Source organism: Salinicoccus hispanicus (assembly GCF_009831115.1).
Taxonomy (GTDB): domain Bacteria; phylum Bacillota; class Bacilli; order Staphylococcales; family Salinicoccaceae; genus Salinicoccus; species Salinicoccus hispanicus.
The window spans coordinates 158,586-180,932 of sequence record NZ_WUUK01000001.1; the positions used below are offsets into that span (position 1 = coordinate 158,586).

The window sequence follows — 22,347 nt, forward strand, 5'->3', positions numbered from 1 at the left end:
CTTTTTTATGAGGTGAACACATGGCAAATATTGTAATCGGTGTTACCGGTGGCATTGCTGCATATAAAGCTGTAGACCTGACGAGCAAGCTGATCCAGTCCGGTCACGCGGTCCGTGTTGTACTGACTGGGAATGCCCTGGAGTTTGTAACACCGCTCGCTTTTCAGGCAATCAGCCGCAATCACGTGTATACAGATACGTTCAAAGAAGAAGATCCGTCAGTCATTTCCCATATCAGTATCGGGGAATGGGCGGATATTGTTGTTGTTGCACCCATAACTGCCAACACGATCAGCAGATTGGCCAACGGCATCTATGATAACATGCTGCTCAATGTACTTGCTGCAAATACCAGACCGGTCATTCTGGCGCCTGCAATGAACGTCCATATGTATCAGCAGCCAGCCGTTCAGAGAAACATGCAGACACTGATGAATGACGGCTATCACTTCATCGATTCCGAATCCGGCTTTCTGGCATGCGGCTACAACGCAAAAGGACGTATGGCAAATGTCCCTGAAATAAAAGCGTATGTGGAAGAACTGCTAGAAACCGGCGAAAAATTCAAAGGAAAGAAAGTGATGATTACAGCAGGACCGACGCAGGAAGCGATCGATCCGATCCGCTACATCACCAATCACTCCAGCGGCAGAATGGGATATGCACTGGCTGAAGCGGCAAACCGTCAGGGTGCTGAAGTGGTACTCATCAGCGGACCTGTCAATCTGCCTGTGCCCTATGGTGTCACGGTCATTGATGTCGTATCGACAGATGATATGTTTACAGCTGTAAAAGCCAATATGGATGCAAGCATCGGCATTTTCACTGCAGCAGTCAGTGATTTTACCCCGGTGGCTCCCCAGAGCAGAAAGATGAAGAAGCAGGACGGGGAAAGTATTTCGATTGATATGAAGCAGACACAGGATATACTGCAGTATGCGGGTGAAAATAAATCGGACATGTATGTTGTCGGATTTGCTGCTGAAACCGATAATGTAGAACAGTACGCGCTTGCCAAGCTCAAGCGTAAAAATGCCGACTGCATCGTCATGAATGATGTGTCCGATCCATCGATCGGCATGAATAGTGCCGACAATGAAGTGGTCATGCTGTTCAAAGAAGGGGAACGCATCCCTTTTGAAAAGATGGATAAGATGGTGCTCGCCGACCGCATCATCGAGGTACTGGCGAAGAGGTGGACCGAGTAATGTTTGCTTCAGTCATAGTTGATATACCGAGCAAAAGCGTCAACCAGGTGTTCGACTACCGGGTCCCTTCCGGTATGGAAGGTCTGATCCAGGTCGGTCACCGGGTACTCGTGCCATTCGGTCCCAGAACCATACAGGGCTATGTCATGTCACTTGATGAGACGACGGATTTCGATCCGGCGAGAATCAAGGAGATTGCACGTACACTGGACATCGAACCGGTGCTGACCGAGGAAATGATCACGATTGCCATGTATCTGGCAGACTACTATGTCGACCAGTACATCAGCGTCATAGAAACGATTCTGCCAGCTGCGCTCAAGGCAAACTATAAAAAGGTGCTCAGGCTTGCCGATTCATATACCCAGGAAGCCGAGAATGCATTGGCGCAAGTATCGAATGGGTCGGAAGTCGAAATAAAGCGTCTTGATCCGGATGCACTGAAAACATTGTCTCCTTATTTGAAATCCGGAGATATCCGTGAAGAAACGGTCATCACCCAGCATACGAAAAGGAAGATGGCACTTGCAGTCCATTCATTGAAGCAGTCTGACGTCGATCTTTCCCGAGCCAAAAAGCAGCAGGAACTGTATGATGTCATCGATGCATCTTCAGAACCGGTGTTTGTCAGAGATCTCGTCAATGACGGCTTCTCCAACGCGCTGATCAACACACTTCATAAAAAGGGTCTGATCGCAAAAGTGGAGGCTGAGATGGAACGGGATCCATACAGCGACCGCGTATTTACAAGCGATCCCCCGAAAGTGCTCAATTCCGAGCAGCAGCATGCATATGACAGGATTACATCCTCCATGGATGCGCAGGAAGCAAAAACTTTTCTGCTTCACGGCATTACGGGCAGCGGGAAGACGGAAGTCTACCTGCAGGTCATTCAGAAGGTACTGGATGAAGGGAAGACCGCCATTATGCTGGTGCCTGAAATCGCGCTGACCCCCCAGATGGTCAACCGCTTCAAGCGGCGTTTCGGAGATGATGTGGCGGTGCTGCACTCGGGACTGTCGCACGGTGAAAAGTACGACGAATGGCGCAAGATCAAGGAAGGTCGTGCACGTGTTTCGGTCGGCGCCAGAAGCAGCATCTTCGCACCATTTCAGAATGTCGGCGCCATCATCGTCGATGAGGAGCATGAAACGACTTATAAGCAGGGTGACCGTCCGATGTATCATGCGACGGAAGTGGCCAAGTTCAGAAGCAGATATCATGACTGCCCGCTGATTCTTGGAACCGCAACACCCAGTCTTGAAACGTTTGCAAGAAGCGAGCGGGGCGTGTACGAGCGCCTTGAACTGACAATGCGGGCAGGAACGAAAGTGCTGCCTGAAATCAGCATCGTGGATATGTCAGAGGAGCACCGGACCGGCAATACATCCATCATTTCCGGGACGCTTGAAGCGGGCATCCGCCAGAGGATTGAAAAAGGGGAGCAGACGGTGCTTCTGCTGAACCGTCGCGGCTATTCCAACTTCCAGATCTGCCAGAGCTGCGGATATGTGCCGATGTGCCCGAACTGTGACATCTCCCTCACCTACCATAAGTCGAACCGCAGTCTCATGTGCCATTACTGCGGCTATGAAAGTGCCGTGCATAGAACGTGCGACAATTGTCAAAGTGACGAAGTGACGTTCCGGGGCACCGGCACCGAGAAAGTGGAAGAGATTTTGCGAGACATGTTCGACACGGAAGTCGTCAGGATGGATAATGATACGACGAGAAGAAAGGGCATGCATGAGAAGCTGCTGGATCATTTCGAGCAGGCAGAGGTCCCGATACTGCTCGGCACACAGATGATTGCCAAGGGCCTAGACTATCCGAAAGTGACGCTTGTCGGTGTATTGAATGCCGACACCATGCTGAACCTGCCCGACTTCAGGGCGAATGAAAAGACATACCAGCTGCTGACCCAGGTGTCCGGCCGTGCAGGCCGTCACGAACTGTCAGGGGAAGTGATCTTCCAGACATACAACCCGACACACTATGCGATACAGCTGGCCATGGAAAATGACTATAGAAGCTTCTATGAAAAGGAAATGGCATTCAGACGGCTGGCACGCTACTCACCGTACTATTTTCACGTACTGTTTACGGTATCGAGTGAGGACATCAGAAAATGTCTGAAGGCGACGACCCACATCCATGATACACTGGTCCAGGAAGTTTCAGACCAGTCCATCATTGTCGGGCCCTCACCGAGTCCACTCGAGCGTATCAATCGACAGTACCGTTTCCAGATCATGCTCAAATATAAAAGAGAGCCCGAGCTGCTCAAAATGCTCAATAATCTGGATGAACACTACCATGAAGCATATAGGACGGAGGGCATCTCCCTTAGAATCGATGTGGATCCGCTAGTGATCATGTAGGAGGAATAAACTATGACAGAAACCATCATATTCATGGGCACACCGGATTTTTCCGTGCCAATACTGAAAAGGCTCCATGAGACATACCATGTCGCAAAGGTCATCAGCCAGCCCGACAAGCCGGTGGGCAGAAAACGGGTACTGACATCGCCCCCTGTGGCGGAAGCGGCAAAGGCACTCGGTATTCCGCTGTTCCAGCCGGACCGCATCCGGGATGAAGCGGCCCTCGGCAAAATTGCAGAAATCGAGCCGGATCTGATCATCACGGCGGCCTACGGACAGATACTGCCGAAAGCCCTGCTTGATATCCCGCCGCTTGGCGCAATCAATGTCCATGCATCCCTGCTGCCAAGACACAGAGGCGGCGCACCGATCCACCGGTCCATCATGGAAGGGGACAGTGAGACAGGTGTGACCATCATGTATATGGCTGAAGGTCTCGACAGTGGAAACATCATCAGCAGTCGCAAGACACCGATCAGCGACCAGGACGACACGGGAACGCTGCATGACAGGCTGTCCGGAATCGGAGCAGATCTCCTGATGGACACGCTGCCGGATATACTCTCAGGGACGAATGACAGCATCCAGCAGGATGCCGATCTTGTGACAGTCAGTCCGAACATCTCGAAAGCGGATGAGCAGATCGACTGGTCGAGGAGTGCACGAGAAGTGTTCAATCATATACGCGGCCTGTCACCCTGGCCCGGCGCATACACGGAATATGACGGGAAGCGTCTTAAAATATACGAAGCACGACCGCCTGAAGGGGCATCGGAATATGAACCAGGTACAATCGTCGATACGACACCGGACGGCATGAGAGTAGCCTGTGGTGACGGTGCGACAATTGAAGTCACTGCCGTACAGCTTGCAGGCAAGAAGCGCACGCAGGCTTCCGAATTTGCAGCAGGCAGACAGATTACAGGCACTGTGCTCGGGCAGGTGGAGTAGATGCAGTTACGCGAAATGGCGCTTGACGCCTACAGCCGGGTGATGGACGAAGGCGGCTACAGCAATATAGTACTGAATGACATGATCAACACCAGCAATCTTGCTGCCAACGACCGGGGACTGCTCACTGAGATTGTTTATGGTACAATTTCCAAAAAGCTGACCATACAGTTCTACATCAGACCTTTCATCCGTACGAAACTGAAACGCTGGCAGAGAAACCTGCTCGATATTACCGTCTATCAGATTGTCTGGCTCGACCGCGTGCCGAACTACGCTGCCATCAATGAGGCGGTGGAGATCGCCAAAAAATGGGGCGGACCAAACGATGGCAAAGCAATCAATGCCATCCTGCGCAGCTTTGAGCGGGAACCGCTCGAAGATTTTTCACAAATCAAAAGTGACATTACACGCCTGTCAATCGAAACAAGCATTCCAGAGTGGATCATCTCCCACTGGAAGACACATCACGGCATCGACGGGGCAAGGGAGATCGCCCACACCCTATCCAGCCGACCGAAAATGTACATCCGTACAAATACCGCACGCATCACCCGAACCGAGCTCGTGACGAGTCTTGTTGATGAAGGTTTCAGTGCCATTCCTTCTGAAATACAGAAGGATGCCATCGAAGTCAGTGGGGAAGTGCTCCAGTCGGACCTCTATCAGGAAGGGCTCTTCAGCATACAGGATGTAAGCTCGATGCTCGTCAATGATGCCCTGTCGCCAGAGCCGGATGATGTCATCCTCGATGCATGCAGTGCACCGGGCGGCAAAGGACTCCATGCGCTTGAGAAGGTGCCAGATGGCCATGTCGACCTGAGTGATATCCACGAACACAAGATAGCCCAGATAGAGCAGCAGGCCGAGCGTCTCAGGCTGACCGGCTACAGTGCGTTCCAAGGCGATGCCACCAGCAAGGACTACCCCAAGCAGTATGACCGCATCATCGTAGACGCACCATGCTCCGGGCTTGGTGTCATTCGCAGAAAACCGGAAATCAGATATGAACGGAAGGCGGAAGACGTCGACACGCTCGTCGACCTTCAGCTTGAGATCCTATCCAATATAAAAAATTACTTGAAACCTGGCGGAGTACTCATATACTCCACCTGTACCATCCATCAGATGGAGAATGAGAATGTCGCCTATACATTCATGAAGCAGAATGACGACATTGAATTCGATCCATTTGTGCTCGATGCATTTGATTTTGAAGGCCCATACCGACAGATCCTGCCCCAGGAGGCAGGTACTGACGGATTCTTCATTGCCAGGTTCAGAAAGAAGGAAAAATAATGATTCAAAGACCACCAAAAAAACCGATAAAAAATATAAGGCAGCCCGATTTCGACCAGCCCTCCATCTATTCCCTGTCCCTTGCAGACCTGGAAGACCTGGCCCTCCGGTGGGGTGAGGACAAGTACCGCGGCGGACAGATCTTCGAATGGCTCTACACGCACCGTGTCGACCGTTTTGAGGATATGATGAACCTGCCGAAAAGCATGCGTGAAGCGCTTGCTGAAAGCTACAGCATCGATCCGCTCGAGACTGTTGTAAAACAGGAGAGCAAGGATGGCACAATGAAATTCCTTTTCCGTCTGCGTGACGGCTATACGATCGAGACGGTACTGATGCGTCATGACTATGGCAATTCCGTATGTGTAACGACACAGGTCGGCTGCCAGATCGGCTGCAGTTTCTGCGCCTCCACACTCGGCGGATTGAAACGTAACCTGGAAGCCGGGGAAATCGTCTCCCAGATCGTCCAGATCCAGAAGGTCCTGGATGATACGGACGAACGCGTCAGCAGCGTCGTCATCATGGGCATCGGTGAACCGTTCGAGAACTACGTCCAGATGATGCAGTTCCTCAGAATCATCAACCACGATGATGGACTCAACATTGGTGCGCGTCATATTACTGTATCGACGAGCGGCATCGTTCCGAGAATCTACGACTTTGCAGACGAAGATATCCAGATCAATTTTGCAGTGAGCCTGCACGCAGCGGACAATGATATAAGAACAAGTCTGATGCCGATCAACAAAGCCTATGATATCGATAAGCTGATGGAATCATTGAAGTATTATCAGCAGCAGACCAACCGTAGGGTCACTTTCGAATACGGTCTTTTCGGTGGCGTCAATGACCAGCCGGAACATGCGCGCGAATTGAGCGAACTGATCAAGGACCTGAAGTGCCATGTCAATCTGATACCTGTCAATCACGTGCCGGAACGCAACTATGTTCGTACGAGCCGTGATGATATTTTCCAATTTCTTGAAACATTGAATGAGTGCGGTGTCAATGCGACACTCAGAAGAGAGCAGGGCACGGACATAGATGCTGCCTGTGGACAGCTTAGAGCGAAAGAATCAAAACAGGAAACGGGGGAGTAGTCTTGAAAGTAATCGATCGAAGCATTCGGGGAGATTATAGAGAGCTCAACGAAGACGTTACAGGTATTTTTGAAAATGGCACTGGCCAGATCCTTATGCTTGTGGCTGATGGCATGGGCGGCCATCGGTACGGAGACGTCGCAAGCCGGTACGTACACGATGAAATCAAAGCTGCTTGGACAGAAACAAATCTTTTTAATGTAGAAGACGGCGTCGAATTTCTGCGGCGCCTCGTGATGGATGTAAATAGACGGATGTATGATTATCAGCAGGATCATCCCGAGTATCAAGGTATGGGCACGACGCTCGTACTGTGCGCAATCATCGATGAGGCAATCATCATCCTCAATGTAGGGGATTCAAGGGCATACGCAATGAATGAGCGGGGCATTGAACAGGTGACAAGCGACCATTCATTCGTCAACCTGCTGGTTGATGCCGGGGAAATCACAGCAGAGGAGGCCAAGCATCACCCGAAGCGCAATATCATTACAAAGGCGCTTGGAACGGACCGACTGATCCAGGCGGATGTTTTCAGGTTGAGGAATAGACAGTATGATTATCTGCTGCTTGCCTCTGATGGACTGACGGACAACCTCGACAACAGTGAGCTCCACGCCATCATCATCCGTGAAGGGACTGCGATGCCCGATAAGGCGGCGCAGCTGATGGAACGGGCACAAAAAAGCGGGTCTACAGACAATATAAGCCTGGTTCTCGCCGATCTGAAAGCGAGTGGATCGGATTGATCGGCCGCATCGTCTCCGATCGATACCGTGTGATGGAATACCTGGGCGGCGGTATGAGTTCGGTCTACCTCGCGCATGATATAATACTGGACCGTGAAGTTGTGCTGAAGATGATCAAAGTCGATCACCACAACAGGGAAAAGTCGAAGGCACGTTTTCAGCGGGAAGTGGAGAGTACCATCCACCTTGCACATCCGAATATTGTCAGTGTGCTGGATGTTGATGAATCTGAAGAATACCATCTGCTCGTAACGGAAGTCGTTCATGGACCGACACTGAAATCCTTCATAGATGACAATCATCCCATCGCAATTGATGAAGTGATCCGCATCAGTGAAATGGTTCTAAGAGGTATACAGCACGCCCATAATGCGGGCATCATTCATCGTGATATCAAACCTCAGAATATACTGATGAATGAATCACAGCAGATCAAAATAACAGATTTCGGGATTGCCAAGGCGCTCAGTGAAACCCGTCTGACGGAAACCAACCAGGTGATGGGATCAGTGCAGTACATTTCGCCGGAGCAGGCGAAAGGCCAGGTGACGGATGAACGGACGGACATCTATTCATTCGGCATCGTACTCTATGAGCTGATTACAGGTGAGCTGCCGTTTGACGGGGAAACGCCGGTAGCCGTGGCATTGAAGCATATTTCGGAGCCGTACCCGAACATATCCCGGCATCGTGACATCCATGAAGATCTCGCATACATCGTCTACAAGTGCACCGAAAAGGAGCCGAACCGCCGCTACAGGCGGGTCGATGACGTACTCAAGGACCTGAACAGCTTCAAAGAAGGACGTCCGATCAATGCTGCAGTCCTGCCTGCCGATATGGACAGGACGGTTGAATCCGCTCCTGTCGAACCATCAGTGTCTGAAGAAATGGAAACGTCTGCTCCAAAGAAGCGAAGACGTATGCTGTGGCTGCTCCCGATACTGCTGATACTTGGTCTCATGGCAATCCTGATGCCACTGTTCTGGCCCGGAGATGATCCAGTCGTCCTGCCGGACATGCAGGATATGACCATGGATGATGCAGAAGCGGTTCTCGAAGAGAACGAGCTGGTGCTCGGTGAAATAACGGAAGAATACAACAGTACGTTCGATGCCGATAGAATAATCGAAACGACACCTGTTTCCGGTACAGAAGTTGAAAAAGGTGCGACAGTGGACTTCATCATCAGCAGAGGAGAAGAGCCCTACATAATGGAGGACTTCACCGGTGAAAGATATAATGGTGTCCTCGGTTCGATCAATAACCTCGGTTTTGATTCACTGGAAGTGAACGAGGCCTATGATGCTTCCGAACCCGGGACAATCATCTCACAGTCGATAGACCCAGGTACGGAGGTGGATCCGAAGGAAGCTTCACTCGCACTGACGATCTCACAAGGAATCGAGCCCGTAGCAATGGATGACTATAGGGGGCAGCTGTATAATACGGTGGAAGCCGAAATCGCCGATCAGGGATTTGCTGTTGAAATCGAGCAGGTGTATGATAGTGCGGAATCCGGTACCATCCTCTCCCAATCCATAGAACCTGGTACTGAAATTGTACCGACGGATGAGGCACTCGAACTCACGATTTCACAAGGCCCCGAGACAGCTTTAGTGGCCGATTATACTGGCCAGTCCTATGATGCAGTGAGAGAAGAGCTTGAAACGCTCGGATTCGAACTGGAAGTACAAGAGGAAAACGACGACGCGGAATCCGGCACCATCCTCTCCCAATCCATAGAACCCGGCACTGAAGTCGTACCGGCAGAAGAGACGTTCGAATTCACCATCTCACAAGGTCCTGCGCAGATTGAAATCACTGATTATACCGGAGAACCTTATGACACAGCGAAAGCGGCGCTTGAAGATGAGGGGTTCACTGTAGAACTGATTCAGGAAGCCTACAGCAGCGAAGTTGAAGAAGGCAATGTGATCAGCCAGACTCCGGATGAAGGTGAACTGGTCCCGGAGGATACGAATGTCCGTATGATTGTTTCACTAGGGGAAGAACCGGCGCGTGAAAAAGAATTCGTCAAGGAAATTGCCATTCCCTATGATTCCGATGAAGAAGATCAATCTGAGCCAAGAACAGTTGAAATCTACATCGAAGATAAAACACGCTCCATCGAGGATGCCGCAGATACAATTGAAATTACTGAAGACACCGACTATACGATCAACCTCGTCATCCAGGAAGGTGAGACAGCTTCCTACCGTGTCGAGCAAGAAGGGGAAGTTATTGCAGAAGAAGAAATTGCATACGAGTAATTGTTGGCATATATGGCATGATTTATATATAATGAGGTAGGAATACTGAAATTGGAGGAGAATTTATGAGCACAATCAAGAGGGACAAAGGTCTCGATAATACTCTGAAAGTCATGAAAGAAGGATATCTCTATACAACGAACCAGAGAACACGTCTTGGATCAGATAACATCTTTGAAACAAAGGTGCTTGGCGGAAAACGCGCCATCGTCATCAGCGGCAAAAAGGCTGCTGAGCTGTTTTATGACAATGACAGGACAGAACGTTCGGGGACCCTTCCGAAACGTCTGGTGAATACACTGTTTGGTAAAGGTGCTATCCATACGACGACAGGAAAGAAGCACATCGACAGAAAAGCCCTTTTCATGTCATTGATGACAGAAGCAAATCTTAAGCACCTCAGAGAACTGACGCGCAACCACTGGTATATGAATACACACAGAATGGAACAGATGGACCAGATCAACATCTATAGGGAGTCCATCATCCTTCTGACGAAAGTCGGTACCAAATGGGCGGGTGTCCAGGCACCTGAAGAGAAGATTGAAGAGATCGCGACAGACATGGATATCATGATCGACTCCTTCAGAGGGCTCGGTACTGCATTCAAAGGCTACAAGAATTCCGTAGCGGCCCGCCGCCGTGTCGAGGACTGGCTTGAAGACCAGATCATCCAGACACGCAAAGGCAAAATATTCCCTCCGGAGGGGACGGCACTCTATGAGTTTGCCCATTGGGAAGATTACAAAGGCAATCCGATGGACTCCAGACTTTGTGCAATCGACCTCATGAATACATTCCGTCCACTGATCGCAATCAACCGTTTCGTATCATTCGGTCTGCTTGCCATGCATGAACATCCAATTTCAAAAGAGAAAATCAATAATGAAGATGACTATGCCTACATGTTCTCCCAGGAAGTCAGACGCTTCTACCCATTCGTTCCATTCCTCCCTGGAAAGGCCAAGACGGACATCCAGTTTGAGGGCCACGACATCGAGAAGGATACGATGATGGTTCTCGACATCTACGGTACAATGCATCGGGACGACGTCTTTGAAAATGCTGATGAGTTCTATCCGGAACGCTTCCTCGACTGGGATGGCAGCCCGTTCGACCTGATCCCGCAAGGTGGCGGAGACTACTACACAAACCACCGTTGTGCCGGTGAGTGGATGACCATCATCATCATGGAAGAAACGATGAAATACTTTGCAGGAAGAATCACTTATGATGTTCCTGAACAGGATCTGAGTGTAGATCTCAACAGTATTCCGGGATACGTCAAGAGTGGCTTTGTCATTAAGAATGTCAGAGAAAATCTCGATCGCAAATAATTTTGCGATAAAAAGACTGCAGACAACGTCTGCAGTCTTTTTATCATATTGAAGCATGGAGGGAAGGGTTTGGAACAGATCATCGTCCTGCACGGCTCAAAAGATGAAAGCCGAAATGAAATACTGGCTGACCGGCTCGATGCTTTAATGGGAGAAGAACTCGATTATAGTGTGGCGTTCATTGAAAGTCGCGAACGGGGAGTCGACCAGGTGATTGAAAAGCTGACCCGGGAGGGACATCACCACTTCAATATCATTCCGGTACTTTTCTTTTCCGCTTCCCATTATTGCCGGGATATTCCACGTGCGCTCGATAAGGTGAAAGAAAGGCATGATGTGGAATGGGCGCTTGCACCTGTGCTGAGCCATCATCCGCTTATGCAGCATTTTATTGAAAAGCGCATATCTGAACTGCCCCGGTGGGGTGCAGTCATGGTAATGGCACATGGAAATACGGACTACAAGGCAGCGGATCACGAGATGGAGGACCTGCTATCCAGGTTGGAGACAAACCGTCCCATCTTTCCGGGCATGCTCAAAGGCAGATTGTCGTTGGATGGTGTCCTCCCGGAGCTTGGGGCACAGCATGATGTACTGCACGTCATTCCGATTGCTCTTGAAGACGGCTTCCTTACTTCAAAAATGAAAGAGGCGGTGATGGAACATGCGAAAGGCATGTCGGTCTCCTTCACTGCGGCCGTCAATTTTGATCCAATGTTGAAAGGGATTATCATGGATCATATGAAAAGTGGAGAACACGGATCCAGGATATGAAAAAGGTGCCCCCCAGGGGCACCTTTCATTGTGACTAGAGATGATTGACCGGACCGTCGTAGGCCATGATGCCACCTTCTACGTTGACTGCATCGTAGCCGTTATTGATCAGGTAGTCCTGCACCTGGGCACTGCGTTTGCCCGAGCGGCACATGACATAGTACTTCTTGTCCTTGTCAAGACTTCCGAGTGCACTGTCGAAACTGGACATCGGATAGTGCTGTGCACCTGGAACAAAGCCGGTTTCTTCAAGCTCATCTCTTTCTCTGACATCAATCAATACGTTGTCCGGATCTTGTGTTACATGTTGAACTTCGCTTGCATGAATTTCATCTGCCATGGTATGTCCTCCTTATATGAACTCTGCTCATATTTTATCATAAAGTCGGGAACTGTTATAATGAAGAAAAACGAGTTCGGGGTGAAGTATGCTGGAAGGTAGAATTATAAAAGCATTGAGTGGGTTCTATTATGTGGAGTCCGAAGGCAGTCTTTATGAAACGAGAGCGCGCGGACTGTTCAGAAAAACGAAAGAGTCACCGCTTGTCGGTGATATTGTGACTTTTCAGGTTGAAAATGAAAATCAGGGATATATTGGAGAGATACATGAACGCAGGAACGCCCTGGTTCGTCCCCCCGTCGCAAATATAGATCAGGTCCTGGTGACGATGAGCATGAAGTCTCCTGAGTTCAGCTACTACCTGCTGGATCGTTTCCTGGCCTATGCCGAGGCGCATGACATCGAACCGGTCATCGTGGTTACGAAGACGGATCTTGCCGATGGGGATGAATACCAGGAGAAGATTGCATCGGTATACCGCCATACGTATGATATCCATTTTACCGACCGCGACCATATCAACGAAGCGTTGCAAGATATTTTCAAAGATAAGCTCAGTGTCCTTGCAGGCCAGTCGGGTGTCGGGAAGTCGACGCTCCTCAATACGCTTGTGCCGGAACTTGGTCTCATGACGAATGAGATTTCCAATGCACTGAACCGGGGTAAGCATACGACACGGCATGTTGAGCTGGTCGAGATCGGCGGCGGACTGATTGCCGATACGCCGGGATTCAGTACAATTGAATTCAGCGAACTCGACAAGCATAACCTGAAATTCTGTTTCCCGGATTTCAACCATTACAGCGAGTCATGCAAATTCCGGGAATGCCAGCATATCAAGGAACCGAAATGCGGCGTCAAGAATGCAGTAGCGGCTGGCGAACTGGCCGAAAGCCGCTACAACAGCTATACAGCCATCTATCAGGAAATTGAAAACAGAAAGGCGAGGTACTAATATGGTAAAGATACTTCCGTCACTGCTCGCCAGTGACTTTACAAAGCTTGGGGAAGATATAGGGAAAATGGAAGAAGCGGGCGCTGATATATTTCATCTGGATATCATGGACGGCCAGTTTGTGCCGAACATCTCCTATGGTCTGCCGGTGGTAGAGGCCATCAGCAGGGTGGCCTCCATTCCTCTCGATGTCCATCTTATGACCAAGGATCCGGAACAGTTCATAGACGAATTCAGCAGAATGAACATCAGCATGATATCCTTCCATATCGAGGCGACAAATCATCCGCACAGACTGATGCAGCGGATACAGGAGAGTGGAATGAAAGCCGGCATCGTACTGAATCCGCACACACCGGTATCATCGCTCCAGCATCTGCTCCCGGAAATCGATTTTATTCTCATCATGACGGTAAATCCCGGCTTTGGTGGCCAGAAGTTCATCGGCAGCGGTGTCGGTAAAATCAGAACCTTGGATGCTATGAGACAAGAGAACAACTACGATTATGAAATCGAAGTGGATGGCGGCATCAATGATGAAACCGCCGGAATATGTATAGAAGCTGGTGCAGATCTGCTTGTCAGCGGCTCCCACCTGTTCAAATCGGAGGACTGGAAGGCGGCAGTCGGCAGAATGAAGGAGTGATGAAATGCATATGAATGTTCTGATCCGTGAGGATCAATCGGATGTACTGAAAAATAGGCATGGCGAAGCGTGGACCGGCGTCGATCGCGGGGTCTACCTGCTGCTTCGTGCGGACATCACACCACAATATACTTATGGAGACTTCGATTCCGTCAGTAGTGCAGAATGGCAATATATAGAGGACCGCATGGCAGTCACACCGGTCCCTTCGAGAAAGGATGATACCGACCTTGAGATGTGCCTGCGTGATCTGGTGGACCGTGGATACAGTTCGATAGATGTATACGGCGCGACCGGTGGCAGGCTCGATCATATGATCGGCAATATATTTCTGCTCATGCATGGAGATTTCAGGGAGACGGACATCAGAATAATCGACCGGCAGAATGTCATGCAGCGTCTCGGATCAGGAAGCCACCAGGTCGAAAAGGCCGGGGGGATGAAATATGTCTCCTTCATTCCTTATGTTGAAGGCACGGAACTTACGCTGGAAGGGTTCGAGTACAATCTTGACAGACGTGTACTTTCGCTCGGTGCCACCCTCACAATCAGCAATGAATTTGTGGAAAGCCATGCAAAAGTCCATACAGATGAACCCATAATTATGATACAATCCAAGGATGCTTAGAAAAGGAGTGGTCTAATGATTCTTACGGGTGCATTTGTCAATGGGATGGCGATTGTCATTGGGGGTCTGCTTGGACTGATATTCACATTCATTCCGGATTACATAAAGGACTCGATCATGAAGATACAGGCGCTTGTCATCATTACGCTTGGCATCCAGATGGTAGTCCAGGCAGAAGATATCATACTTACTCTGCTCAGCCTGATCGTCGGAGTGGTCATCGGCGAAATCATCCGGCTAGAAGAACTGCTCAACCGCTTCGGCCACTGGCTGGAGTTCAAGCTCGGGGACAAGCATGCGGGAACGCTCTCGCAGGGGCTTGTATCGGGTACACTCGTATTCATTGTAGGGGCCATGGCGATTGTCGGTGGTCTCGATGCTGGACTCAGAGGGTCGAACGAAGTGCTTTTCACCAAATCGATCATGGACTTCTTCATCGCCATAGTGATGACGACGACCTATGGCATGGGTGTCATCATCTCAGGTATCCCGACATTTCTGTATGAGTCGGGAATCATCCTTTCTGCGCAGCAGATCTCAAGATTCATCCCTGAACCGGTACTCGATGCCATGGTCGATCAGGTGACCAGTACCGGCGGCGTGATTCTGCTTGCCATCGGCCTCAATATGCTCAACGTCACGCATATGCGTGTCGGCAATATGATACCAGCCATTTTCACAGCTATGCTGATGGTCTATCTGATAAATATCATATAATAAAAAAACCATCCGACAGGGTCGGATGGTTTTTTTAGATATTAAACGCGTTCAATTTTACCGGACTTGAGTGCACGAGCTGAAACCCATACTCTTTTCGGCTTGCCGTCAACCATGACTCTGACTTTCTGCAGGTTGGCGCCAAAACGTCTTTTGTTGGCGTTCATCGCGTGTGAACGGTTGTTTCCTGAAGTCGCTTTACGACCAGTGAAATAGCATTCTTTAGCCATACTTTCATCTCCTTTTATAGGTATTACCATAAACATTGATTGTTGGTTTGATTGCATACTTTTATATAATACAATATTTTACGCTGTACGTCTACAGCAAAAGTTGCCAGGCCGATAGTATAAAACAGTATGAAGATCTTTTCAATCTACCCTGTACGACGTAAAATATTGGGGTTGGATTCATGTTGGAAGGGAACATATATAGTGCAGAACCGGTCTTTCATACAATGGATGCCGGATCAGGCTTCACCCCTAATGGTTTGCGCTTACAATCGAAGTCAAATATAATACAATAAACAATAGATATATAAGCCGCATGTATTTTTATAGGCTGGATGTTTCAGATGACCAATCTCACTTGTAATCATATACCATTTCTGCTTATAATAAAATGATGCGACAGGGGGTAAAGCAATGACTCTGGAAATAAAAAATGAACTGGGCAGTATCGATATCGCGATGGATGTCATCTCCAATATTGCTGGTGGCGCAGTAGTGGAAAGCTATGGTGTAGTCGGTATGGCTTCAAAGCACCAGGTAAGAGATGGCTTTGCGGAACTGCTCGGTAAAGAGAACTATGCACGAGGTGTCATCGTCGACAACAAGGATGGCGATATCAGCATTGATCTGTATATCATCGTCGGCTATGGAATCAGAATCTCGGAAGTGGCGACGAATGTACAATCAACTGTAAAATATAAACTTGAAAAAACACTTGGGCTTGATATCAGGTCGGTGAATATCTACGTCCAGGGTGTCAGAATCATCAATACCGAGGACTGATCAGGGAGGATTTATTAAGTAATGGATAAGATAGATGGCAGAATGTTCAGGAATATGATTTTAAGCGGGGCCGAAAACCTTCGGCGGCATGCTGACTATGTGGATTCTTTAAATGTCTTCCCTGTGCCGGATGGTGACACGGGTACGAATATGAACCTTTCCATGACCTCGGGTGCGGATGAAGTGGAGGATAAGGAAGATGCCCATATCGGTACTGTGGGAAAGCACTTTTCAAAAGGGCTGCTCATGGGTGCACGTGGCAATTCGGGTGTCATTCTTTCCCAGCTTTTCAGGGGATTTTCCAAAGCGATCGAGGAGAAGCAGGAGATAGAAGCAGCAGATTTCACTGCGGCTTTTGGGGCTGGCGTCAAGACCGCCTATAAAGCGGTGATGAAACCTGTAGAAGGTACGATCCTTACAGTCGCCAAAGACTCCGCAAAAAAGGTCGAGGAGATTTCAGCATCCGAATCTTCCATCATCACCATTATGGAAGCGGTCATCAAAGAGGCGAAGTCATCTCTTGAAAGAACGCCGGAACTGCTGCCTGTACTGAAAGAAGTCGGTGTTGTGGATTCTGGTGGACAGGGTCTTGTATATGTCTATGAAGGTTTCCTTTCTGCGCTGAAAGGCGAACCGATAGAGGTATCAGGGAAGTCGGATACGGAGACGTTCGTCAATGATGAACATGATTTTGAAGAGTTCATGTCTGTTGAAGATATCGAATACGGTTTCTGTACAGAGTTCATGGTGCGGTTCGAATCGGACAAGCGTGAATTTGATGAAGATGGTTTCCGTCAGGACATGAGTGAGTTCGGAGATTCCCTGCTGGTCATCTCGGATGAAGAAATCGTCAAGGTCCACGTGCATACGGAGACGCCTGGTGAAGCCATGACCTACGGCGCGACCTACGGTGAACTGATCAAGATGAAGATCGAAAACATGCGTGAACAGTTCAGGGCGGTCCATCACAAGCAGGATGCGGCACCTGAGCGGAAAGAAGGATATGACACGGCAATCATCACCGTGTCTTCCGGGGAAGGTGTCAATGAACTGTTCCGCAGCATCGGTGCCACCCATGTCATCAACGGCGGACAGACGATGAACCCTTCAACAGAAGATATTTTAAGAACGATCGAAGACGAAGCGGTCAAGTCGGCCATCATACTGCCCAACAATAAAAATATCATCATGGCGGCGGAGCAGGCACGGGATATGCTGGACATTCCAGCTGTTGTCATTCCGACTCGTTCCATTCCGGAAGGGCTCTCGAGTCTCCTGGTGTATTCACCTGATGCAGAACTTGAAGAGAACAAGGATGCAATGGAAGCTTCCCTTGAGCACGTCAAGACTGGTCAGGTCACCTACGCGGTCAGAGACACGAAGATCGACGGCATCGAGATCCGCAAGGATCAGCATATGGGCATCAAGGACGGTAAGATCACCGGCGCGCATGATTCACGCGAAGCTTCACTGAAGCAGCTGATCGAATCCATGCTCGATGAAGAATCGGAAATCGTCACCGTGCTGATCGGCGATGAAGGAGATCAGGAAGAAGTGGACCGCATCATCGAGGCGCTTGAGTCGGAATACGATGAAGTGGAATTCGAGGTTCATGATGGACAGCAGCCGGTGTACAGTTATCTGCTATCTGTAGAATAGTCATAATAATCTCATCGGTTCCGGGGAGCTGATGGGATTTTTTTGAATGGAGGGGTTAATATGAAGTATAAAAGTGTTTTTGATATCATTGGACCGATAATGGTCGGGCCATCCTCATCACATACGGCTGGTGCCGCGAGAATTGGACTGCTGGCACGCAACCTGTTCGGGGGACAGCCGGATCATGCGGACATCTATCTCTATGGGTCCTTCAAGGATACGTACAAGGGTCATGGCACGGATGTGGCGCTGATCGGAGGCCTGCTCGGCTTCGATACGGATGATGACCGCATCATTACGGCACATGCGCTTGCAGAAGAAGCATCAATGCACGTGCAGTTCATCGAAATGGATGAGGAGCGCTCGCATCCGAATACTGCTCTGCTCCACCTTGTAAAGGGTGCAGAACGTCTGACGGTGGAAGGCATTTCCATAGGTGGCGGCAAGATCGAGGTGGTCAGCATCAATGACTATCCGATCAATATTTCAGGAAACTATCCGGCACTTCTGGTTTTTCATAAGGATACCTTCGGAACAATTGCACGGGTGACGACCATCCTTGGAAATAATCGTATCAATGTCAGCCAGATGAATGTCTCCCGCAAGGAAAAAGGGGATATTGCACTGATGACCATCGAACTGGACGACACGATCGAGAGTGCTGTCATCGAAGAAGTACGTCAGGCATCCGGTGTCGACAGAGTAATTGAAATGGAAGAAAACTAAGGGGGTCCATCATGTTTAAAAGTATTCAGGAACTGATAGAACAAGCATCGGCGGAAAACAAATCGATTGCGGATGTCATGATCGCCCAGGAAGTTGAAGTGACGGGCCGCTCCCACCTGGACATCTATAAGGATATGGAACGGAATCTTGAAGTCATGGAGTCGGCCGTCCGAGAAGGCTTCGGTGGTGTGGAAAGCACTACCGGACTGACCGGTATGGATGCTGTAAAAATGAAAAAATACATCGATAGCGGGAAGGGGCTCAGTGGGGAACTCACACTCTATGCCATTGCACATGCAGTGAGTACGAATGAAGTGAATGCTGCCATGGGCAAGATTTGTGCAACGCCTACAGCAGGCTCGGCAGGTGTTGTGCCCGGTGTGCTCTTTGCCATGCGTGAAAAGCATGATATAGACCGTGAGGACATGGTGAAATTTCTATTCACTTCCGGAGCCTTCGGGTTTGTCGTTGCCAATAATGCAAGCATCTCAGGTGCTGCCGGCGGCTGCCAGGCGGAAGTCGGCAGTGCGAGTGCAATGGCTGCAGCAGCCCTTGTGGAAATGGCTGGTGGCACACCGGAAATGAGTGCCCACGGTTTTGCGATTGCACTGAAAAACATGCTTGGACTCGTATGTGATCCGGTCGCTGGTCTGGTCGAAGTGCCTTGTGTCAAAAGGAATGCAGCCGGTGCCAGCAATGCACTGACTGCAGCGGATATGGCTCTGGCAGGAATCGAATCCAGAATTCCGGCGGATGAAGTAGTCGAAGCGATGTATAAGATCGGTCTGACCATGCCGTCTGCACTGCGTGAAACGGGACGCGGAGGCTTGGCTGCGACGCCGACGGGAGAGCGTATAAAAGCAGAGCTGTTCGGTGAGCAGTAATGCTCTCCCTGTATCATGTCATCACGCCACCACCACCGGTAGACGATATGAAAGGCGTCGGACCAAAACTCAGGGATAAGCTGCTTGAGCTTGATATCAGAAATGCCAATGATGTCCTGTTCCAGCTTCCGAGCGGGTATGAAAATCTGAGCGTCATGGACCTGACTGAAGCCAGGCACAATGATAAGGTCACAGTGGAAGGCCACATCAAGACCGAACCAGCCCTCGCCTTCTTCAGGGGCGGCAAGAGCCGCCTGACTGTGTTCATGGAAGTGAACGGCATGTATGTCAAAGTCGTATTCTTCAACCAGCCCTATCTGAAGGATAAGCTGAAGGTCGGAGGGTCAGCCAGAATATCGGGGAAGTTCAATCTCCATAAGCTTGAAATCAATGCGCAGAAACTCATTTTCGATGCTTCCGGCGGCTTCCATGTGAAATACTATCTTGGCGGTGTGATGCATTCAAAGACTTTCAGCAAAATTGTGGCTGAAGTATTCGAAAAATGCATTTTCAATTATGATCTGCCGGAAGATCTGAAACAGAAGTACCGTCTGCTCTCTGTAAGGGAAGCACTATGGCACCTTCATTTTCCTCAAAACCCCCATGATATCAACGAGGCACGCCGGACAATCAAGTTCTATGAGCTTTTCATTTTCCAGCTGCAGCTGATGGAGAAGCGGAAGCAGGAGCGGGTCAGGAATGAACGGTACATCGTAGACTATGATGTCGAGGCACTCCGGGAGTTCATCGACACGCTGCCCTTTGAACTCACTTCCGACCAGAAGCGGAGCGCCAATGAGATATGCCGTGATCTGAAGCAGAATATTTCGATGCACCGCCTTTTGCAGGGGGATGTGGGGAGCGGCAAGACGATTGTTGCCGGACTGGCAAGCTATGCGATAAAGACCATCGGTGAGCAGACAGCCCTGATGGTGCCGACAGAGGTGCTTGCGAACCAGCATTACCAGTCATTCATGGAAATATTCGACGGTCGCCTCAATATCGCCAAATTGACAGGCACTACGACACGCAAGGAAAAGATGTACATACAGGAAGCCTTGCGTGAAGGAGAAATAGATCTCCTCATCGGTACCCATGCGCTGATAGAGGACGATGTCGTCTTCAAAAGGCTTTCGCTCATCATAACGGATGAACAGCATCGCTTCGGGGTCAACCAGCGCAAGCGGCTGAACGATAAATCCTATCGCAAGAATGTCCTCTATATGACAGCCACACCGATTCCAAGAACACTTTCCATCACCACTTTCGGTGATATGGACATCTCCATCATCAAGGAGATGCCAAAAGGCAGGAAGCCTGTAGAAACATACTGGAGACGGTTTGATGAAACAGATGAAGTGCTTGATGCTCTGGCTGATGAAATAAAGAAAGGCCACAGTGCCTACATCGTCGCACCTCTGATCGAAGAGTCGGAAACACTGGATCTGAAAAATGTGCAGGAGATCTTCCAGCTGTTTACAGATCGTTTCGGTGAGGAGAATGTCGAACTTGTCCATGGGCGCATGAAGCCCGAGGAGAAGGCGGCAGGCATGAAGCGCTTTGAAACATATGAAAAGCCGGTGCTCGTATCGACGACAGTAATAGAAGTCGGAATCAATGTACCAAATGCCACTTTCATGGTAATATTCAACGCAGAACGGTTCGGACTGTCAACGCTCCATCAGCTGAGAGGACGGGTCGGGCGCAGTGACAAGCAGAGCTACTGCGTTCTGATCAGCGATCCCAAGACGGAGAATGCAAAGCTCAGGATGGATATCATGACGAGCACGACGGACGGGTTCGAACTGAGTGAACGGGACCTTGAGATGCGTGGACCAGGGGACTATTTCGGTGTCCGCCAGAGTGGCCTGCCCCAGTTCAAGGTGGCGGACCTGGCCGAGGACTACCGGGTACTTGAACACGCAAGGATGAGCGCAATCGACTATGCTGCAAAAATGGAGGCGGATGGATGAGATATGTTCTTAGAATCTTCGGCGTCGCATTGATACTTTCTGGTGTTGTGCTTTTCTTCTGGCAGGATATCCGCGAAATGTTTACAGACCGCGTGAACGATCGGGTCATCGAAGCCTACCATCAAGGTGGGCGGAATGTGGAATTGAATCCGCTGGAGTCATTCATTACGGGCATCGACGATACCCGGCAGGTGACAAGTGCCGAAGATGCTGCCACTGCTGAAAGTGACACTTCCTTGGCTGAATTCAACATGGAGAGCGTGGCCGGTATTCTCTCGATCGAGTCGGCAGGCATAAGGGAACCGGTCTTTAAAGGGCCAGTGACGGAAAGCAATCTTAAAAGAGGCCTTTCCTTTGTTGATGCAGGCGACCATGTCGACATGCAGAACATTCCGATCGCAGGACACCGTGTCGAAGGTGCCGGCATCCGGTTCAATCATCTCGATCGCGCCTCGATGGGGGATCTGGTCACCTTCGACACTGCCGAAGGCATACGTACCTATGAGATCACCGATATATTCGAAGTGGATCCTTCCCAGGTGGAAGTGCTGGATCAGAAAGAAGGGGCGCCCCAGCAGCTTACGCTCATCACCTGTGAGGACTATAACCCCGAAACCCTGCTTTTTGAGAAGCGTCTCATTGTCAAAGCGACAATCGCAGAATAAATGAATGGTGCATGACTCCCGGCACAGGGGACATGCACCATTTTTATTTTCTCGACTAGAAAT

The 22,347-nt window shown here is 49.7% G+C and carries 21 protein-coding genes; 19 read left to right on the forward strand and 2 right to left on the reverse strand.

Going from position 1 to position 22,347, the window contains the following annotated elements:
- Nucleotides 1–20: 20 nt before the first annotated feature.
- The 9 genes from coaBC to GQ671_RS00810 all read left to right on the forward strand — a co-directional run bounded on the left by coaBC (nucleotide 21) and on the right by GQ671_RS00810 (nucleotide 12,078).
- A complete protein-coding gene (gene coaBC / locus GQ671_RS00770) occupies nucleotides 21–1,208 on the forward strand; it encodes a bifunctional phosphopantothenoylcysteine decarboxylase/phosphopantothenate--cysteine ligase CoaBC (RefSeq protein WP_160651210.1) in 1,188 nt (395 codons plus the stop codon).
- The gene (gene priA, locus GQ671_RS00775; protein WP_160651213.1) at nucleotides 1,208–3,589 is read left to right on the forward strand and encodes a primosomal protein N'; all 2,382 of its coding nucleotides are present in this window, start codon (nucleotides 1,208–1,210) and stop codon (nucleotides 3,587–3,589) included. The genes coaBC and priA overlap by 1 nt, the downstream gene beginning before the upstream one ends.
- Before the next feature lie 12 nt (nucleotides 3,590–3,601).
- Nucleotides 3,602–4,543 carry a methionyl-tRNA formyltransferase gene (gene fmt, locus GQ671_RS00780; protein ID WP_160651216.1) on the forward strand — a complete coding sequence of 314 codons (942 nt, stop codon included), beginning with the start codon at nucleotides 3,602–3,604 and terminating at the stop codon, nucleotides 4,541–4,543.
- Nucleotides 4,544–5,842: a 16S rRNA (cytosine(967)-C(5))-methyltransferase RsmB gene (gene rsmB, locus GQ671_RS00785; protein ID WP_160651219.1), complete on the forward strand. Its 1,299-nt coding sequence runs from the start codon at nucleotides 4,544–4,546 to the stop codon at nucleotides 5,840–5,842.
- Nucleotides 5,842–6,945, forward strand: a complete 1,104-nt coding sequence (rlmN, locus tag GQ671_RS00790; protein ID WP_160651222.1) for a 23S rRNA (adenine(2503)-C(2))-methyltransferase RlmN — start codon at nucleotides 5,842–5,844, stop codon at nucleotides 6,943–6,945. Before rsmB ends, rlmN begins: the two co-directional genes overlap by 1 nt.
- A gap of 2 nt (nucleotides 6,946–6,947) precedes the next feature.
- Nucleotides 6,948–7,694 carry a Stp1/IreP family PP2C-type Ser/Thr phosphatase gene (locus GQ671_RS00795; protein WP_160651225.1) on the forward strand — a complete coding sequence of 249 codons (747 nt, stop codon included), beginning with the start codon at nucleotides 6,948–6,950 and terminating at the stop codon, nucleotides 7,692–7,694.
- Nucleotides 7,691–9,967: a Stk1 family PASTA domain-containing Ser/Thr kinase gene (gene pknB / locus GQ671_RS00800; RefSeq protein WP_160651228.1), complete on the forward strand. Its 2,277-nt coding sequence runs from the start codon at nucleotides 7,691–7,693 to the stop codon at nucleotides 9,965–9,967. The genes GQ671_RS00795 and pknB overlap by 4 nt, the downstream gene beginning before the upstream one ends.
- Before the next feature lie 65 nt (nucleotides 9,968–10,032).
- Nucleotides 10,033–11,304: a cytochrome P450 gene (locus GQ671_RS00805; RefSeq protein WP_160651231.1), complete on the forward strand. Its 1,272-nt coding sequence runs from the start codon at nucleotides 10,033–10,035 to the stop codon at nucleotides 11,302–11,304.
- A gap of 69 nt (nucleotides 11,305–11,373) precedes the next feature.
- Nucleotides 11,374–12,078, forward strand: coding sequence for a sirohydrochlorin chelatase (locus tag GQ671_RS00810; RefSeq protein ID WP_160651234.1), 705 nt, complete (start codon nucleotides 11,374–11,376; stop codon nucleotides 12,076–12,078).
- Between the two features lie 34 nt (nucleotides 12,079–12,112).
- On the opposite strand, the gene GQ671_RS00815 is transcribed toward GQ671_RS00810, so the two are convergent.
- Nucleotides 12,113–12,418 (reverse strand): rhodanese-like domain-containing protein, encoded by a 306-nt coding sequence (locus GQ671_RS00815; protein ID WP_160651237.1) that lies wholly within the window; start codon nucleotides 12,416–12,418, stop codon nucleotides 12,113–12,115.
- An 88-nt stretch (nucleotides 12,419–12,506) separates the two neighbouring features.
- Here GQ671_RS00815 and rsgA point away from each other — a divergent pair, with 88 nt between their 5' ends.
- From rsgA to GQ671_RS00835, 4 genes are read left to right on the forward strand one after another with little or no spacing between them, the layout of a single operon-like run.
- On the forward strand, nucleotides 12,507–13,373 hold the full coding sequence (gene rsgA / locus GQ671_RS00820; protein WP_160651240.1) for a ribosome small subunit-dependent GTPase A: 867 nt from the start codon (nucleotides 12,507–12,509) through the stop codon (nucleotides 13,371–13,373).
- A 1-nt stretch (nucleotide 13,374) separates the two neighbouring features.
- The gene (gene rpe / locus GQ671_RS00825) at nucleotides 13,375–14,019 is read left to right on the forward strand and encodes a ribulose-phosphate 3-epimerase (RefSeq protein ID WP_160651243.1); all 645 of its coding nucleotides are present in this window, start codon (nucleotides 13,375–13,377) and stop codon (nucleotides 14,017–14,019) included.
- Between the two features lie 4 nt (nucleotides 14,020–14,023).
- Nucleotides 14,024–14,647: a thiamine diphosphokinase gene (locus tag GQ671_RS00830; protein WP_160651246.1), complete on the forward strand. Its 624-nt coding sequence runs from the start codon at nucleotides 14,024–14,026 to the stop codon at nucleotides 14,645–14,647.
- A 15-nt stretch (nucleotides 14,648–14,662) separates the two neighbouring features.
- Nucleotides 14,663–15,364 carry a DUF554 domain-containing protein gene (locus GQ671_RS00835; RefSeq protein ID WP_160651249.1) on the forward strand — a complete coding sequence of 234 codons (702 nt, stop codon included), beginning with the start codon at nucleotides 14,663–14,665 and terminating at the stop codon, nucleotides 15,362–15,364.
- Between the two features lie 41 nt (nucleotides 15,365–15,405).
- Here GQ671_RS00835 and rpmB read toward each other — a convergent pair whose 3' ends face one another.
- Nucleotides 15,406–15,594, reverse strand: coding sequence for a 50S ribosomal protein L28 (rpmB, locus tag GQ671_RS00840; RefSeq protein ID WP_160651252.1), 189 nt, complete (start codon nucleotides 15,592–15,594; stop codon nucleotides 15,406–15,408).
- Between the two features lie 414 nt (nucleotides 15,595–16,008).
- Here rpmB and GQ671_RS00845 point away from each other — a divergent pair, with 414 nt between their 5' ends.
- From GQ671_RS00845 to GQ671_RS00870, 6 genes are read left to right on the forward strand one after another with little or no spacing between them, the layout of a single operon-like run.
- On the forward strand, nucleotides 16,009–16,377 hold the full coding sequence (locus GQ671_RS00845; RefSeq protein WP_160651255.1) for an Asp23/Gls24 family envelope stress response protein: 369 nt from the start codon (nucleotides 16,009–16,011) through the stop codon (nucleotides 16,375–16,377).
- Nucleotides 16,378–16,398: 21 nt separating this feature from the next.
- Nucleotides 16,399–18,036 (forward strand): DAK2 domain-containing protein, encoded by a 1,638-nt coding sequence (locus GQ671_RS00850; protein ID WP_160651258.1) that lies wholly within the window; start codon nucleotides 16,399–16,401, stop codon nucleotides 18,034–18,036.
- Nucleotides 18,037–18,096: 60 nt separating this feature from the next.
- Nucleotides 18,097–18,762 (forward strand): L-serine ammonia-lyase, iron-sulfur-dependent subunit beta, encoded by a 666-nt coding sequence (gene sdaAB, locus GQ671_RS00855; RefSeq protein ID WP_160651261.1) that lies wholly within the window; start codon nucleotides 18,097–18,099, stop codon nucleotides 18,760–18,762.
- An 11-nt stretch (nucleotides 18,763–18,773) separates the two neighbouring features.
- Nucleotides 18,774–19,646 carry an L-serine ammonia-lyase, iron-sulfur-dependent, subunit alpha gene (gene sdaAA / locus GQ671_RS00860; RefSeq protein WP_160651266.1) on the forward strand — a complete coding sequence of 291 codons (873 nt, stop codon included), beginning with the start codon at nucleotides 18,774–18,776 and terminating at the stop codon, nucleotides 19,644–19,646.
- Nucleotides 19,646–21,619 carry an ATP-dependent DNA helicase RecG gene (gene recG / locus GQ671_RS00865; protein ID WP_160651269.1) on the forward strand — a complete coding sequence of 658 codons (1,974 nt, stop codon included), beginning with the start codon at nucleotides 19,646–19,648 and terminating at the stop codon, nucleotides 21,617–21,619. The genes sdaAA and recG overlap by 1 nt, the downstream gene beginning before the upstream one ends.
- The gene (locus tag GQ671_RS00870) at nucleotides 21,616–22,284 is read left to right on the forward strand and encodes a class A sortase (protein ID WP_160651272.1); all 669 of its coding nucleotides are present in this window, start codon (nucleotides 21,616–21,618) and stop codon (nucleotides 22,282–22,284) included. Before recG ends, GQ671_RS00870 begins: the two co-directional genes overlap by 4 nt.
- Nucleotides 22,285–22,347 lie beyond the last annotated feature (63 nt).

Bases quoted from the DNA above. Each gene is read 5' to 3' on its own strand.
- fmt (WP_160651216.1), top strand. From the start codon at position 3,602: ATGACAGAAACCATCATATTCATGGGCACACCGGATTTTTCCGTGCCA.
- GQ671_RS00815 (WP_160651237.1), bottom strand. From the start codon at position 12,418: ATGGCAGATGAAATTCATGCAAGCGAAGTTCAACATGTAACACAAGAT.
- rpe (WP_160651243.1), top strand. From the start codon at position 13,375: ATGGTAAAGATACTTCCGTCACTGCTCGCCAGTGACTTTACAAAGCTT.
- rsmB (WP_160651219.1), top strand. From the start codon at position 4,544: ATGCAGTTACGCGAAATGGCGCTTGACGCCTACAGCCGGGTGATGGAC.
- recG (WP_160651269.1), top strand. From the start codon at position 19,646: ATGCTCTCCCTGTATCATGTCATCACGCCACCACCACCGGTAGACGAT.
- GQ671_RS00845 (WP_160651255.1), top strand. From the start codon at position 16,009: ATGACTCTGGAAATAAAAAATGAACTGGGCAGTATCGATATCGCGATG.
- GQ671_RS00870 (WP_160651272.1), top strand. From the start codon at position 21,616: ATGAGATATGTTCTTAGAATCTTCGGCGTCGCATTGATACTTTCTGGT.
- rlmN (WP_160651222.1), top strand. From the start codon at position 5,842: ATGATTCAAAGACCACCAAAAAAACCGATAAAAAATATAAGGCAGCCC.
- sdaAA (WP_160651266.1), top strand. From the start codon at position 18,774: ATGTTTAAAAGTATTCAGGAACTGATAGAACAAGCATCGGCGGAAAAC.
- rpmB (WP_160651252.1), bottom strand. From the start codon at position 15,594: ATGGCTAAAGAATGCTATTTCACTGGTCGTAAAGCGACTTCAGGAAAC.
- GQ671_RS00835 (WP_160651249.1), top strand. From the start codon at position 14,663: ATGATTCTTACGGGTGCATTTGTCAATGGGATGGCGATTGTCATTGGG.
- rsgA (WP_160651240.1), top strand. From the start codon at position 12,507: ATGCTGGAAGGTAGAATTATAAAAGCATTGAGTGGGTTCTATTATGTG.
- sdaAB (WP_160651261.1), top strand. From the start codon at position 18,097: ATGAAGTATAAAAGTGTTTTTGATATCATTGGACCGATAATGGTCGGG.
- GQ671_RS00830 (WP_160651246.1), top strand. From the start codon at position 14,024: ATGCATATGAATGTTCTGATCCGTGAGGATCAATCGGATGTACTGAAA.
- GQ671_RS00805 (WP_160651231.1), top strand. From the start codon at position 10,033: ATGAGCACAATCAAGAGGGACAAAGGTCTCGATAATACTCTGAAAGTC.
- coaBC (WP_160651210.1), top strand. From the start codon at position 21: ATGGCAAATATTGTAATCGGTGTTACCGGTGGCATTGCTGCATATAAA.
- priA (WP_160651213.1), top strand. From the start codon at position 1,208: ATGTTTGCTTCAGTCATAGTTGATATACCGAGCAAAAGCGTCAACCAG.
- GQ671_RS00850 (WP_160651258.1), top strand. From the start codon at position 16,399: ATGGATAAGATAGATGGCAGAATGTTCAGGAATATGATTTTAAGCGGG.